Genomic DNA, 14925 nt, shown 5'->3' with positions numbered 1-14925 from the left:
CCGTCGTCGCGAACCGCATCCGGTACTCGCTCGGCGTCGTCCCCAAGTGCTTCGCGAACACGCGCCGCAGTGTCTCGTCGCTCCCTAGACCGCTGACACCCGCGCCGTCGTCGCGAACCGCATCCGGTACTCGCTCGGCGTCGTCCCCAAGTGCTTCGCGAACACGCGCCGCAGTGTCTCGTCGCTCCCTAGACCGCTGGCGCGCGCGGCCGTCGTCACGCTGTGGCCGGACAGCAGCAGCTGCCGTGCGCGGTCCAGGCGTACGTTCTCCAACCAGCGCGCCGGCGTGGTGTTCAGCTCGGCGTTGAACAAGCGGGTCAGGTGCCGGGAGCTCACTGCTGCGCGGGCGGCCATCGTCGGCAGCGTGTGGTCGGCGGCCGGGTCGGCGAGGACGTCGGCGATCAGGTCGCGCAGCAGGTCCGTGTGCGGCGGCGGGGTCTCCAGTGCGGTCGAGAACTGCGACTGGCCGCCGGGGCGTTGCATGAAGACCACCAGTTCGCGCGCGACGGTACGTGCCGCGTCGGCGCCGTGGTCCTCCTCGACCAGCGCGAGTGAGAGGTCGATGCCGGCGCTGATTCCTGCGGACGTGAGGTAGCGGCCGTCGCGGACGTGGATCGCGTCCGGCTCGACGTGGACGCGCGGATAGCGGCGCGCCATGCGCTCGGCGTGACGCCAATGCGTCGTCGCCCGACGGTCGTCGAGCATGCCCAGCTCGGCCAGTACGAACGCGCCGGTGCACACCGAGGCGACGCGAGTGGCGCGCGCGGCCACCTCGGTGACCGCGTCCAGCAACTCTCGCTCCAGCGGCTCCTCGGCGAGCCGGTCCCCGCCGGCGACGATGACGGTGTCCAGCACGCCGGCGTCGGCGGGGGTCACGGCGCCGGTCAGCGCCAAGCCGTTGGACGTCGCGACCTGCCCGCCACGCGCCGACACCAGCACCAACTCGTAAGGCTCGGCGACGCGTCCGGCCTGGTGCAGCACATCAGACGGCCCACTCACGTCCAGCATGGTGACCCCGTCGAACACCACGATCCCCACCCGATGCGTCGTCATGTCTGAATCTGTGGTTCATGTGGCTGGAAGGACATGGCCCCAGCCTACGTCCCCGAGCGACTGTGGAGGCACAGCAGAAGCAACATCCACTGAGGAGGAGTCATGACAACCACCGAAACCATCGCCGGCATCCAGATCCCCGACAGCACCCTCGCCCGCGAAGCGACCGACCTCGTCCGCGACGCGGCCTCGCCCCTGCTCTTCCACCACTCCCGCCGCGTCTACCTCTGGGGCGCCCTCCGTGGCCGCGAACAAGGCCTCACCTTCGACCCCGAACTCCTCTACATCGGCGCCCTGTTCCACGACCTCGGCCTCACCCCGCGCTACCGCCGCACCGACCAGCGCTTCGAGCTCGACGGCGCCGACGAGGCCCGCCGCTTCCTGGCCGCGCACGGCATCACCGGCCACCCGGCCGACCGCGTCTGGACCGGCATCGCCCTGCACACCACCCCCGAGATCCCGCTCCACATGGCGCCGGAGATCGCGCTGGTCACCCGGGGCGTCGAGCTGGATGTCCTGGGCCTCGGCTACCACGCGGTCTCCGACGACGAGCGGGCCGCGGTGGTCGCGGCCCACCCTCGCCCCGACTTCAAGAACCGGATCCTCGCCGCCTTCACCGAGGGCATCCGCGAGCGTCCCGAGACCACCTTCGGCAACGTCAAGGCGGACGTGCTGGAGCACTTCGTGCCCGACTTCGTGCGCGGCGACTTCGTCGAGGTGATCAAGAACTCCGACTGGTCGGAGTAGGAGCGGCGGAACCAGGAACGCCGGGACGCCGGGAACTCTGCAGGCGAACTCAGATCAGCACGACGGTCTTGCCCCGTGCCCCGCCGACCGCGTACCGGGCCAGCGCGTCGGGGACCTGCTCCAGCGCGATGGTCCGCTCGACCGGCACCCTGATCCGCCCCGCGGCGGCTTCATCGGTGATGCGGGCCAGCAGGCCGGGCTTGTCCTCCATCATGTAGTTGATGACGGTGATCCGCTCGGAGGCGAGCAGCTCCGGGGAGGCGGTGTTGGTCGCCGAGATCGCGAACCCGCCATCGCGGACGACAGTGCTGTACGTGCCGAAGCGGTCCCGGTCGCGGGTGAGGTCGAGGAACACGTCGACGCCGTCGGGATGGCTCTTGCGCACCACCTCGGCGACGTCGTTCGCGGAGTAGTCAATGGTCTGCGACGCCCCGAGGCCGCGGATCCACTCGTCCGCGTCGGCCCGCGCCGTGGCGACGACCTCGGCTCCGCGGGCGGCCGCGAGTTGCACGGCGAACACCCCGACGCCGCCGGTGGCGCCCACGATCAGGATCGATCGGCCGGGTCCCAGGCCCAGGTACTCCACGACGCCGAGGGCTGTCATGCCCGCGGTGGGCAGCGCGGCGGCGATCTCGGCGGACAGGCCGTCCGGCACGCGGCGCAGCGCTCCGTGGCTGGGCGACGCGGCGATGACCGCGTAGTCGGCGAAGGTGCCGCGGCCCAGCGGGGCGTCGAAGAACTGGCCGTGGACGACATCCCCCGGTGCGAACCCGGTCACCGCCGCGCCGACCTCGACGACCGTGCCCACGCCGTCCGTTCCCAGCACGAGCGGCCGGGTCGTCGGCAGCGACAACAGACCGTCGGCGACGCTCATGTCGACCGGGTTCAACGACGCCGCGGTCATCCGCACCAGGACCTCGCCCGGGCCCGGGCTCGGCACCGGCAGGTCCGCGAGCGTGGGCTTGCCGCCTATTTCAGATACTGCGATGGCTCGCATGGATGTCTCCTGTTTCGTTCTGTCCGCTCGGATACCGGCGGATCACCACCACCAGTCAATCCGCGGCGCACCCGGAGCTGAAGGACCGATTCGGTCGCCTTTGATACCCTGGAGGTATGAATGACCTGGAGACGCGCCAGCTTCGGTACTTCGTCGCGGTGGCGGAGGAGCTGAACTTCGGGCGCGCGGCCGAGCGGCTGGGGATGGCGCAGCCGCCGTTGTCGCGGGCGATCCGGGAGCTGGAGCGGCAGCTCGGCGTGCCGTTGCTGGAGCGCACGACCCGCCGGGTGCAGCTGACGCCGTCCGGCGAGGTCCTGCTCCGGGACGCGCGCACGGCGCTCGACGCGGTCAGCGCGGCGGGGCGGCGCGCGCAGCACGCGGGGGAGACGACGCCGCAGCTGCGCGTCGCACTGAAGGCGGACGTCGACGGCGGCCTGCTCCCGCGGATCCTCGAAGCGTACGCGGCGCAGAACACCGGCCAACCGGTCGCGTTCATGCTCGGGCGCTACGGGGAGCAGGCGGCGGCGCTGCGCGACGGACGTGCCGACGTCGCGCTGGTGCTGGATCCCGGCGGCATCCGGGGCGTGGACTTCGAGCCCTTGCTGAGCGAACCGTTCCTGCTCGCCGTCGCCGCGACCGACCCGTTGGCGGCCTACTCAGAGGTCTGTCTCGCCGACCTGGCCGGCCGCATGATGCCCGGCGGCGAGCCTGCGGATCAGGGCCCTGTGTCGGCGCAGGTGTGCAGCCTCGGCGGTCTGCCGCAGTCCGGCTCCGACAGCTTCGGGCAGGCGATCAACGGCTCCCGGTCCGCCAACTCCGACCTGCCCGAGATCTTCCGCCTCATCGAGTTGGGCCGCACGGTCTGCTTCTTCCCGGTTTCGCTCACCGCTCGGTATCCGCGCCCTGACATCGTCTACCTGCCGGTGAAGGACGTGCCGCCGGCGACGCTCGCCGTCGCCTGGCCGCAGGATTCGCGCTCGACGGCGGTAGCGGCGTTCGTGCGCGCCGCCACCGAGGTAGCCGCTGCTGCCGGGCGGGCCGCCACCGAAGTCGCCGCTGCCGCCGGGCGCGCCGCCACCGAGGTCGCCGCTGCCGCCGGGCACGCTGTCGCAGTCGCCGGCGCGGCTCAGGGTTGATAGATCCCCGCTACTCCTCCCGAGCCTCCGCCTCGATCTCCGCCTCAGCCGCCTCCTCCATCGCCGCCGTCCGCCGCGGCCGCCCCTTGCGCAGCAGCAGGTTGATCGCCAGCGCCGTCCACCCCGTCTGGTGCGAAGCCCCGATGCCGGCGCCGGTGTCGCCGTGGAAGTACTCGTGGAACGGGATCTGGTCGTGCCAGGCCTCGTCCTCCTGGAACAGCTTCACGTCGCCGAACACCGGGCGCTGCCCCGCCTCGTCATTCAGGAAGACGCCGACCAGCCGGTGCGCCAGGTCGTCGGCGATCGCGCCGTAGGTCGCCTGGTTCTGCGAGCCGGTCGGGTACGGGATCGTGATGCCGTCGCCGAAGAAGTCCTGGTGCCGGTCCAGGGCGTCGATCAGCAGGTAGTTCACCGGGAACCAGACCGGCCCGCGCCAGTTGCTGTTCCCGCCGAACATCGTGGTGTGCGACTCGCCCGGCTCGTAGCTGACGCTGTAGTCGGTGCCGTTGACGTTCAGCCGGTACGGCTGGTCCTTGTGCACCCGGGACAGCGCACGCAGCCCGTGGTCCGACAGGAACTCGCCCTCGTCGAGCATCCGCTCCAGCACCCGCGGCCGCTGGTCGAACGTCATCATCGTGAGCAGCCGGTGCGTCTTGTTCATGTCGACGCAGCCCATCAACAGGTCGGCCTTGTCGGTCTGGTTCTCGAAGAACCACTTCACCCGCTTGCGCAGCTCCGGCACGGCGTCCATGGCCTCGGCGCTCACCGAGGTGGTGGCCACGAGCGGCAGCAGGCCCACCACCGAGCGGACCTTCATCGGGATGGTGCTGCCGTCGCGGGTGCGGAGTACGTCGTAGAAGAAACCGTCCTCCTCGTTCCACAGCCCGATCTTGTTCGCGGCGGCGGCGATCAGGCCGAAGTGCTCGAAGAACTTCATCACCAGCTCGTGGTAGACCGGGTCGTGCTCGGCCAGGACCAGGGCGATCTCCATGAGGTTCAGCGAGTACATCGCCATCCAGGCGGTGCCGTCGCTCTGCTCCAGCAGGTCGCCGACCGGGACGCCGGCGTCCCGGTCGAAGGGGCCGATGTTGTCCAGGCCGAGGAAGCCGCCTTCGAAGACGTTGTTGCCGTCGGCGTCGGCGCGGTTCACCCACCAGGTGAAGTTCATCAGCAGCTTGTGGAACACGCGCTTGAGGAACACGTGGTCGCGGCAGCCGTCGGCGCGGTAGATCTGCAGCGCGGTCCAGGCCTGGACCGGCGGGTTGTCGTCGCTGAACGCCCACTCGTACGCCGGGACCTGGCCGCTGGGGTGCAGGTACCACTCCTGGAGCAGCAACAGCAGCTGTTCCTTGGCCATCTTCGGGTCGATCTCGCCCAGCGCCACACAGTGGAACGCCAGGTCCCAGGCCGCGAACCACGGGTACTCCCACGGGTCCGGCATGAGGATGACGTCGCGCGCCGACAGCGTCCACCAGTGCGCGTTCCGGCCGTGTTCCCGGCCCTCCGGCGGCGTGGGCTGCGACGGGTCGCCCTCCAGCCACCGCGAGACGTTGTAGTGGTAGTACTGCTTGGACCACATCAGCCCGGCGACCGCCTGGCGCAGCACGTTCGCCTCGTCGGCGGTGCAGGCGTCCGGGGTCAGCTCCGCGAAGTACTCGTCGGCCTCGGCCTCGCGCCGCGCCATCAGCTCCTCGAAGCCGGTGTCCAGGTCCGCCGGGCCCACGGCCTCGCTGTCCGGGCCCTCCGAGCGCAGCCGCAGCCGGATCTCCGCGGTGCCGCCGGCCGGGACGGTCAGCACGTAGTGCAACGCGCCCTTGGTCCCGCGGCGCTCCGGGTTCACGGTGTCCGCGCCGGAGACCACGTGGTCGTTGATCCCGTCCTTGGGATACGCCGGGCCGTCGCTGTTCCACAGCCGCCGGTCGTTCGTCACGTTGTCGCAGACCAGCGCCTCGGGCTCACCGGAGCCGGTCAGCGCGAGCCGCCCGAGCAGCCGGTGCTCGCCGACCAGGGTGCCGCCGTCGCCGGTCAGCACCGGCACCGCCTCGCGGCCGGCCAGGCCCCACGACCAGGTGTTCCGGAACCACATGTGCGGCAGGACGTGCAGCGTCTCCTCGTCCGGACCCTTGTTCTCCACCTTCACGCGGATGCACATGTCCTCCGGCCCGGACTTCGCGTACTCGGCGGTGATGCGCCAGTAGCGGTCGTCCTGGAAGGCTCCGGTGTCCACGAGTTCGTACTCCGGGTCCTGCGTGCCGCGCTCGCGGTTGGTGTGGACCAGGTCGTTGTACGGGAACTCGTTCTGCGGGTAGTGGTACCGCCAGCGCATCCAGGAGTGGGTCGGCGTGGAGTCCAGGTACCACCAGTAGTCCTTGACGTCCTCGCCGTGGTTGCCCTCGTTGCCGGTCAGGCCGAAGGCACGCTCCTTCAGGATCGGGTCGCGGCCGTTCCAGAACGCCAGGGAGAAGCAGAAGTACTGATCGACGTCGCAGATGCCGGCCAGGCCGTCCTCGTTCCAGCGGTAGGCCCGCGATCGCGCGTGGTCGTGCGGGAAGTAGTCCCAGGCCGTGCCGCCGGGGGAGTAGTCCTCGCGGACGGTGCCCCACGCCCGCTCCGACAGATACGGACCCCACGCACGCCAAGGCTCGTTTTCCTCGCCGTCGTACTGGTCCAGACGCGCCTGCTCTGCTGTGGTCACCGCGTGCCCTCGCGTTCCTTGGGTACCGTTGCGGTTCGACCCTACGCAGCACTCACGAAATGCGCTCGATAAAGACCACTGCGAATATGGCGGTCGTGGCGATCTCCAATCCGCACGTCTTCGGCACCCGGCTGTGCGGCGACCTCTCTGAGGGCGCGGCCCGGGAATGGCTTGTACCCGATGGCGCCGGAGGTTATGCCATGGGGACTGTGAGCGGGCTCCGGACCCGCAGGTATCACGCTCTGTTAGTGGCAGCGGAGAACGGCGGCAGCGCGCGCCGGGTCGGTCTGGCCAGTCTCGATCCGGTACTCGTGACGCCCTCCGGGGCCGAGATACGCCTCGCTGTGCACGAGTGGGCCTCCGGTGCGATCGCCCCGGACGGCCACACGCTCCTGGAGAGCTTCACCCTTTCGCGCGGACTTCCTCGCCGGCGCTGGCGGGTCGGCGACATCGTGCTGGAGGCCGAACTCGCCGCGGTCCACGGCCGGCCCGCCTACGGCTACGTCTACCGCCTGCTCGCCGGCGGCCCGGTGACGCTGCGCGTCGAAGCCCTGTGCACGTGGCGCGACCAGCACGGCGACCGGTTCGCTGGCGGCGGCGACCTCCGGCAGCGGCCGACCGCCGACGGCGTGGTCGTCGAGGACGCCTACCGCATCGCCGGACCCGGCTGGACCCCCGACGGCCAGTGGTACCGCGACGTGTACCTGCGCGAGGAGGCCGCACGCGGCCTCGGCGCGCGCGAGGACCTGTGGTTCGCCGGGTCGTTCTCAGCCCTGCTGGCCGGCCCCGGGCAGACCCTGGAGGTCACAGCCTGGGCCGGCGACCTGGACGCCGCGCCGCTGCCGGCCGCGCAGATCGTCGCGGCGGCCCACGACCGCGCCGCCGCGATCGAGGCCAAGGCCGCTGACCCGGTGGCCGCCGAGCTGCTGCTGGCCGCCGACGCGTTCGTCATCGACCGAACGGCCGCCGACGGGACGCAGGCGCCGGATGTGATCGCGGGGTACCCGTGGTTCGGGACGTGGTCGCGGGACACGATGCTGTCTTACGACGGCCTGTTCCTGAGCGCACAGCGTGCTGACGAGGGCCGCCGCCTGTTGCGCGCCTACGCCGCGACGCTGTCCGAGGGCATGCTCGCGAACACCGCCGACACCGGTTCGGTCGAGTACAACACCGCCGACGGCACGCTGTGGTTCGTGCACGCCGTCGGCCGGCATGTCGCCGCCACCGGCGACGCGGACCTCGCCGCCGAGTTGGTCCCGGCCCTGGACGGCATCCTGCAGGCGCACCTGGACGGCACCCGCTACGGCATCCGGGTGGATCCCGCCGACTCGCTGCTCACGCAGGGCGCCGACGGGTACGCGCTGACCTGGATGGACGCGCGGGTCGACGGTCGGCCGATTACGCAGCGCAGCGGAAAGGCCGTCGAGATCAACGCGCTCTGGATCAACGCACTGGGAACCGTCGCCGACCTGTACAAGGCGACCGGCCGGGACGCCACGACTGTGCTGCACCGGCGCGAGGCCGCCGCGACCTCGTTCCGACGCCGCTTCCCGAACCCGGACTCCGGGCTCTACGACGTGGTCGACGGCCCGGCCGGCGACGACGCCTCGCTGCGTCCGAACCAGCTGCTCGCCTACAGCCTCCCGTACGCGCCGCTGCGCGGACAGGCACCGGCGGCGGTCGTCGGCGAGAAGCTGATGACGCCGCTCGGTCTGCGCACTCTGTCGCCGGACGATCCGGCCTACCAGAGGCACCACCGCGGATCCTCCGAGCAGCGCGACGCCGCCTATCACCAGGGCACCGTGTGGCCGTGGCTGCTCGGGCCGTACCGCGACGCCGTCGCCGCCTCGGCTGCCTCGGCCGGCGCAGCCGGCGGACCGGCCGGCGGATCGGCCGACAGCCCGGCCGCCGACCCGGTCGCGACCATCCTCGGCGGACTCCCCGGCCACCTCGGCGAAGCCGGGCTCGGCTCGGTCTCCGAGACCGCCGACGGCGCCGCCCCCCATGCCACCACCGGCTGCCCGTTCCAGGCGTGGTCGGTGGCCGAAGCCCTTCGCTGCTGGACCACGAGCTTTTTCCACCGCACATGAACCACCGAGCACAACCAAGGGGAGCAATGCCCATGTCCGCACCGGTGCGCGAGCTGACGATGACGAAAGAAGAGAACGACGCGATGGCGGTGGTCCGGGCCACGGTCCCGGCGCCACCCCGGCCGGCGTCCCGGAGCCTGCGGATCCTGATGCTCTCCTGGGAGTACCCGCCGGTGGTCGTGGGCGGCCTGGGCCGGCACGTCCACGCGCTGGCCCGGAACCTGGCGCGGGCCGGCCACCAGGTCACCGTCGCCACCCGGCACGCCCCCGGCGCGCCGCTGGACGAGATCATCGAGGGCGTGCGGGTCGTGCGCGCGCCGGCCGACCCGCCGGCCATCCCCTTGGACACCCCGCACCTGCTCGCCTGGACGATGGCCTTCAACCACACCCTGACCCGCGCCGCCCTGCACGCCGCCGACACCGGCGAGTTCGACCTGGTCCACGCGCACGACTGGCTGGTCACCCACACCGCGATCACCATGCGCGACCACCTGCGGGTGCCGCTGGTGGCCACCGTGCACGCCACCGAGGCCGGACGCCACCAGGGCTGGCTTCCCGGCGACCTGAACCGCGCGATCCACTCTGTCGAGTGCTGGCTCGGGGCGGAGGCCGAGCGCGTGCTGGTGTGCTCCAAGTACATGGGACGCGAAGTCGACGCCCTGCTCGGGGTGTCCGCCGCGAAGACCGCCGTCATCCCCAACGGCGTCGATCTGCCGCGCTGGTCGCCCAACCGGATGGACGTCGCCGCCGCGCGCTCCCGCTACGCCGGCGACGGGCCGCTGATCGGGTTCGCCGGCCGCCTGGTCTATGAGAAGGGCGTCCAGCACCTGCTGCACGCCGTGCCCGAGCTGCGTCGCCGGCACCCCGGACTGCGCGTGGTGATAGCCGGCGACGGACCGCAGCGCGGCGAACTGGAGGCCACCGTCGGCCGCCTGGACCTGCATCACGAGGTCAGCTTCACCGGCTTCGTCCCGGCCCGCGGCCTGTCCTCGACCATGGCCTCCACCGACGCGATGGTGGTGCCGAGCATCTACGAGCCCTTCGGCCTGGTGGCGCTGGAAGCCGCGGCCGCCGGGGCGCCGCTGGCGGTCTCGGAGACCGGCGGGCTGGCCGAGATCGTCGAGCCGGGCGTGACCGGCCTGAGGTTCCCGGTCCGGGACGCCGAGGCGCTGACCGAGTCTGTCAGCTCCCTGATCAGCGACCGCGAGTCGGCGCGGGCCATGGCCGACGCCGCACGCGCGATGGTGCGCGAGCGCTACGGCTGGGACGACGTCGCGGTGGCCACCGCCGGGATCTACTCCAGCGTGGTGACCAAGGCCAAGGTCAAGCGGCCGCCGAACCTGTGGCGCAGCCACGACGTCCCGGACCGCGAGGCCGTGCACATCCCCCAGGGCAACCTGCTGGAGTCGGCGGGGTTGCTGCCGTGACGTGGAACGGGGGAACCGCCGTGGGGGCCGGCGGGACGCGCCTGCAGGATATTCAGGACATTGATGTCGACTGGTCGTCGCTTTCCGTACCGGACGACCCGCGCTACTGGCGGCGGTTCGGCGCGCACGTGCGAGCTGAGGAGTCCGGCGGCGTCGAGGCGATCACCGGCGTCGAGTTCGCGGTGTGGGCGCCGAACGCCCAGCAGGTGAACGTCGAGGGCGACTTCAACGACTGGAACCCGCACCGCGGCGTGGAGTTGCGGCGCGATGACTCGGGCCGCTGGTCGGGGTTCGCGCTCGACGCCCGGCCCGGCCACCGGTACAAGTACAAGATCCTCGGCCGCGACGGGGTGTGGCGGTTGAAGGCCGATCCGGTGGCGTTCGCCGCCGAGACGCCGCCGGCTTCGGCCTCGGTGGTGTTCGACTCCCGGCATCAGTGGACTGACGACGCCTGGATGGCGCGGCACCGCACCGGCGAGCGCTACTCGTTCAACGAGCCGATGTCGGTGTACGAGGTGCACCTGGCGTCCTGGCGGCCCGGGCTGTCCTACGACCAGCTCGCCGAGCAGCTGGTCGGGCACGTCGCGGGGCTGGGCTTCACGCACGTGGAGTTCCTGCCGGTCATGGAGCACCCCTTCGGCGGATCGTGGGGGTACCAGACCACCGGCTTCTACGCCCCGACCGCGCGTCTCGGCGATCCGGACGGGCTCCGCCGGCTCATCGACGCCTTCCACCGGGCCGGCGTCGCGGTGATCCTGGACTGGGTGCCGGCGCACTTCCCGCGTGACGACTGGGCTTTGGCCTGGTTCGACGGCGCGCCGCTGTATGAGCACCCTGACCCGCGCCGCGGCGAGCACCCGGACTGGGGCAGCCTGATCTTCGACTTCGGACACCCCGACGTGCAGAACTTCCTCATCGGCAGCGCGCTGTACTGGATCGAGGAGTTCCACGCCGACGGACTCCGCGTCGACGCCGTGTCCTCGATGCTGTTCCTGGATTACTCGCGGGCGCCGGGGACGTGGGAGCCGAACTGCTTCGGCGGCAACGCGAACCTGCAGGCCCTCGACTTCATCAAGATGCTGACGAACGAGGTCCACGACCGGCACCCCTCGGTCGTCATGGTCGCCGAGGAGTCGGCCGCCTGGCCCGGGGTCACGCACCCGGTCGCCGACGGCGGCCTCGGCTTCGACGTGAAGTGGAACCTCGGGTGGATGAACAACACCCTGACCTGCCTCACCGTCGACCCCCTGTTCCGCCGCTACCACTGGGACGACCTCCGCAGGCCCTCGGCGTACGCCTTCATGGAGCACGACCTGCTCCCGCTGTCGCACGACGAGGTGGTCCACGGCAAGGGCTCGCTGGCCGGCAAACTGCCGGGCTGGCGCGGCCAGCAGAAGGACGGCCTGCGCGGCCTGCTGGCGTACCAGTGGGCCTTCCCCGGCAAGCACCTGCTGTTCATGGGCGCCGAGTTCGCCCAGCGCGGCGAATGGAGCGAGCAGTGGGGCCTGGACTGGGCCGACGCCGCCGACGGCGACGGCGTGACCCGCCAGATCGCCGACATGAACCGCCGCTACACAGAGCTGCCGGCACTCTGGTCACGCGACGACGACCCCGGCGCCACCCACTGGGGCGCAGCCGACGCCGACGGCAACCTGATCGCCTTCGTCCGCTACGGCCGCGACGAGGACGCCCTGGTCTGCGTCACGAACTTCTCCGGCCAGGAGATCCGTGACCGGCGCATCGGCCTGCCGTGGGGCGGCACGTGGCACGAGGTGCTGAACACGGACTCGCGCGACTACGACGGCGCCGGTGCGGGCAACCTCGGCACGGTCACGGCTGACGCCGAGCAGGGGCAGGACTGGCTGCCGGCTTCGGGAGTGGTGACGGTCGGGGCTTATGCGACGGTGTGGCTTGCCGGGAAGTACGGGCACTGACTCAGTGTCGGAATGATGGACCGCCCTAGCGCGCCGCCGAGTTGCGAGGCGGCGCGCTAGGTCCGGCGTGAAACGGCGCGCGCTCGGCTCATGTGCCGGCGCGCGCTGTCGGCTGTTAGTGGCCTGCTACTCCGCGGCCGAGTCGTACCAGCGCAGCACCCGCAGTGCCCGCAACGTGTTCCACCGGCTCGGCTTGCCTTCCCCGTCGTCGATCGGGAAGTGCATGTCGCCGGGGTGCGGGTTCTCCAGTAGCCACCGGCCGTCGGCATCCTGCTTGCCGCGCACCAGCTCGACCGCCTCCGTCACTCGCTCGTCGGGCTTAACCTCGGCCGCGCGTAGGTAGTCCAGGCCGCGCAGCACGTCGTAGTGCCAGAACGTCGGGTGCGAGAACTGCGTCCAGGCCGAGAGGTGCTCGCCGGTCGACAGGCGGCGGAACATCTGCCGTTGCAGCAGGTACTCCTGGCCGCGCGTCACGGCTTCGGTCACCTGCGGCCCGCCGCCGACGGCCCGGTCGTACTCCGTCAGCCCCTCCAGCACCTCGATCGTGGTGTGGAACGAGCCGCGCGTGGAGCCGTTCTCCTGCTCGCAGTTCCAGCCGCCGTCGGCCATCTGCTCGCCGAGCAACCGGGCCACGATCGGCGAGATGTCCACGCCGTAGTACGCCCCGAGTGCGACCGTGCGGCCGTTGATGCAGGGCTCCACCTCCCCGGCGAAGAACGGCTCGCCGTCGTGCTCCCACCGCGCGTTCGCATGAACCCGCGCCACGGCGTCGCGCACCGCCGGGTCGCCCGGCTCGACGCCGAACAATCGCATCAGCGTCAAGCTCCAGGCGATCGACGTCCATTCGGGGAACAAGGTGCCCTGGCGGGACGCGTCCATCGACCGCCACCACTGCGCGGCCTTCTCGGAGGAGAACGTCGGGGTGCCTGTCGGCCACTTGCCGTCTGGCTGCTGCAGCGCCAGCAGCCGGCCGCCCCAGCCGTCGGACAGCACGCGCGTCCGCTCGGCCGCGACCTGCTCCTCGGGCGCGTCGGCGAGGTCGCGCAGGACCTGCCAGCGGATCGCGGGATCGCTGTCCAGCAGCCAGTCGACGACGTCCATGACCGATCTGTCCTCCTCTACGGCACTGCCCCCACAAAAACCTACTTCACCTCCGCCCTCCGCACCCGCATCACCCCGAGCGCCATCGGCACCCCGATCCACAGCGCGGAGGCCACCACCAGCTGGATCCAGCCCTTCCCCGTGATGTCGTGACTGTAGAGCGGCGACTGCGCCTGGTTCAGATCGAACCAAGCCGTCGTGCTCTTCGACCCCGACCCGAAGAACGCGCTGAACATGTTTGGCACCACGAACGCGACCAGGATCGCCGCCGCCGTGACCAGCAGAGCCATCCCCAGCGCGATCCCCAGCAGCAGCCAGCTGATCAGCACCACCGTCACCTCGCCCGACACCTGCCCGGCGAAGCCCCAGCTCCCCTTGCCGCCGCGCACCGCCATGCCCAGCACGTTCCCGACGACCGACGTCACCAGCATCACCGCGCTCAGCCCCACCCCCAGCGCCAGCGCCGCGACCACCTTCGCCAGCAGCACCCGCCCGCGCTTGGGCTCCAGCACGAACGTGACCAGCCCGGTCCGCTGGCTCCACTCGCTGGTCATGGTCAGGATCCCGAGGATCGGCAGCAGGATCTTCTCCGGTGTCGACGTGAAGTCGACGAACTTCGCGTAGTTCAGGTCCTTCGTCGCCATCGAGAACACCATGACGACCGCCACGATCGGCGTGGCCGCCAGCAGCGTGGCCAGCAGCCACCGCCCGGCCCTGGTGTCGGTGAGCTTGCGCAGCTCGGTGCGCACCAGGCGCCTGAACGGGATCGGCGAGGAAGCCCGATCGATCGGCGCGATCTGTGCGATAGAAGCAGTGGAAGAAGCGGTGCTCATGACCTCACGTCCTCTCGTGCGTCGTCGGCGGTCAGCCGCAGGAACAGCTGCTCCAGGCCCCCGTCGTCGGCGGTCCGCAGCTCGCGCAGGGTGATCCCGGCCGCGGCGGCGATGTTGGCGATGTGCTCGGCGGCGGCGCTGACGGTGAACCCGCCGTCCGGATGGTCGGTGAACGGCACGCCGGCCGCGCGCATCGCCGCGGCCAGCCCCTCGTCGTCGGTGCTGCGCACGGCCACGCCGCTGCCGGCCAACAGGTCGTTCTTGGCGCCCCGGGCCACGATCCGGCCGCGGCCGATCACCACCAGCTCGTCGGCGACGACCTCGATCTCGTGCAGCAGGTGCGAGGACAGCAGCACACTGCCGCCGGCGTCGGCGAACTCCTTCAGCAGGGTCCGCATCCAGTGGATGCCAGCCGGGTCCAACCCGTTGGCCGGCTCGTCGAGGATCAGGACACTGGGATCGCCGAGGAGCGCGTGCGCGACGCCGAGCCGCTGGCGCATCCCCAGGGAGTAGGTGCCGGTGCGGCGCCGGGACTCGGCCGCCGACAGCCCGACCTTCTCGATCATCTCCTCGGCCCGGCGGTCGGGCAGGCCCATCATCATCGCCCCGAGCCGCAGGACCTCCAGGCCGGTGCGGCCGCTGTGCTGCGCGGAGGCGTCCAGCAGCACGCCGACCCGGCGCCCGGGGTTGACCAGCTCGGTGTAGTGCCGGCCCAGCACCGTGGCCGAGCCGCCGGTCGGCGCGGTCAGCCCGACGAGCATGCGCAGCGTCGTGGACTTCCCGGCGCCGTTGGGACCGAGGAACCCGGTGATCGAACCGTGCGGTACGTCGAAGGAGATCGCGTCGACGGCCCGGGTGCCCCGATAGTCCTTGCGGAGATCCGCGACTTTGATCGCGGCTGAGGTGTTCATG

General features: G+C 71.2%; 11 protein-coding genes. 5 read left to right on the top strand and 6 right to left on the bottom strand.

The genetic code is table 11. The annotated features are described in order from the left end of the window. Nucleotides 1–84: 84 nt before the first annotated feature. Entirely contained in the window at nt 85–1053 is a 969-nt protein-coding gene (locus ABH935_RS46720; RefSeq protein ID WP_370384465.1) for a GlxA family transcriptional regulator, read from the bottom strand. Between the two features lie 102 nt (nt 1054–1155). Between ABH935_RS46720 and ABH935_RS46715 the strand changes: the two genes are divergently transcribed. Continuing rightward, on the top strand, nt 1156–1800 hold the full coding sequence (locus ABH935_RS46715) for an HD domain-containing protein (protein WP_370384464.1): 645 nt from the start codon (nt 1156–1158) through the stop codon (nt 1798–1800). Between the two features lie 49 nt (nt 1801–1849). Here ABH935_RS46715 and ABH935_RS46710 read toward each other — a convergent pair whose 3' ends face one another. Beyond that, a complete protein-coding gene (locus ABH935_RS46710) occupies nt 1850–2797 on the bottom strand; it encodes an NADP-dependent oxidoreductase (protein WP_370384463.1) in 948 nt (315 codons plus the stop codon). 116 nt (nt 2798–2913) lie between these two features. Here ABH935_RS46710 and ABH935_RS46705 point away from each other — a divergent pair, with 116 nt between their 5' ends. Further along, nucleotides 2914–3933: a LysR family transcriptional regulator gene (locus ABH935_RS46705; protein WP_370384462.1), complete on the top strand. Its 1020-nt coding sequence runs from the start codon at nt 2914–2916 to the stop codon at nt 3931–3933. 10 nt (nt 3934–3943) lie between these two features. Here ABH935_RS46705 and ABH935_RS46700 read toward each other — a convergent pair whose 3' ends face one another. Then, nucleotides 3944–6628 carry a glucosidase gene (locus tag ABH935_RS46700; protein ID WP_370384461.1) on the bottom strand — a complete coding sequence of 895 codons (2685 nt, stop codon included), beginning with the start codon at nt 6626–6628 and terminating at the stop codon, nt 3944–3946. 59 nt (nt 6629–6687) lie between these two features. Between ABH935_RS46700 and ABH935_RS46695 the strand changes: the two genes are divergently transcribed. From ABH935_RS46695 to glgB, 3 genes are read left to right on the top strand one after another with little or no spacing between them, the layout of a single operon-like run. Beyond that, the gene (locus ABH935_RS46695; RefSeq protein WP_370384460.1) at nt 6688–8718 is read left to right on the top strand and encodes an amylo-alpha-1,6-glucosidase; all 2031 of its coding nucleotides are present in this window, start codon (nt 6688–6690) and stop codon (nt 8716–8718) included. A gap of 32 nt (nt 8719–8750) precedes the next feature. Next, nucleotides 8751–10145, top strand: coding sequence for a glycosyltransferase family 4 protein (locus ABH935_RS46690; RefSeq protein ID WP_370384459.1), 1395 nt, complete (start codon nt 8751–8753; stop codon nt 10143–10145). Continuing rightward, nucleotides 10142–12079: a 1,4-alpha-glucan branching protein GlgB gene (glgB, locus tag ABH935_RS46685; protein WP_370384458.1), complete on the top strand. Its 1938-nt coding sequence runs from the start codon at nt 10142–10144 to the stop codon at nt 12077–12079. Before ABH935_RS46690 ends, glgB begins: the two co-directional genes overlap by 4 nt. Before the next feature lie 126 nt (nt 12080–12205). Here glgB and ABH935_RS46680 read toward each other — a convergent pair whose 3' ends face one another. Genes ABH935_RS46680 through ABH935_RS46670 form a run of 3 tightly spaced genes read right to left on the bottom strand, consistent with a single transcriptional unit; the run spans nt 12206 to nt 14924 of the window. Continuing rightward, on the bottom strand, nt 12206–13180 hold the full coding sequence (locus ABH935_RS46680) for a hypothetical protein (RefSeq protein ID WP_370384457.1): 975 nt from the start codon (nt 13178–13180) through the stop codon (nt 12206–12208). A 41-nt stretch (nt 13181–13221) separates the two neighbouring features. Continuing rightward, on the bottom strand, nt 13222–14013 hold the full coding sequence (locus ABH935_RS46675) for an ABC transporter permease (protein WP_370384456.1): 792 nt from the start codon (nt 14011–14013) through the stop codon (nt 13222–13224). Further along, complete coding sequence (locus tag ABH935_RS46670; RefSeq protein WP_370384455.1) at nt 14010–14924, bottom strand: ATP-binding cassette domain-containing protein; 915 nt, start codon at nt 14922–14924, stop codon at nt 14010–14012. Before ABH935_RS46670 ends, ABH935_RS46675 begins: the two co-directional genes overlap by 4 nt. Nucleotide 14925 lies beyond the last annotated feature (1 nt).

Origin of the sequence: Catenulispora sp. GAS73, assembly GCF_041262085.1 — a bacterium.
Classification (GTDB): domain Bacteria; phylum Actinomycetota; class Actinomycetes; order Streptomycetales; family Catenulisporaceae; genus Catenulispora.
This window is presented reverse-complemented; position numbering and strand designations above follow the sequence as displayed.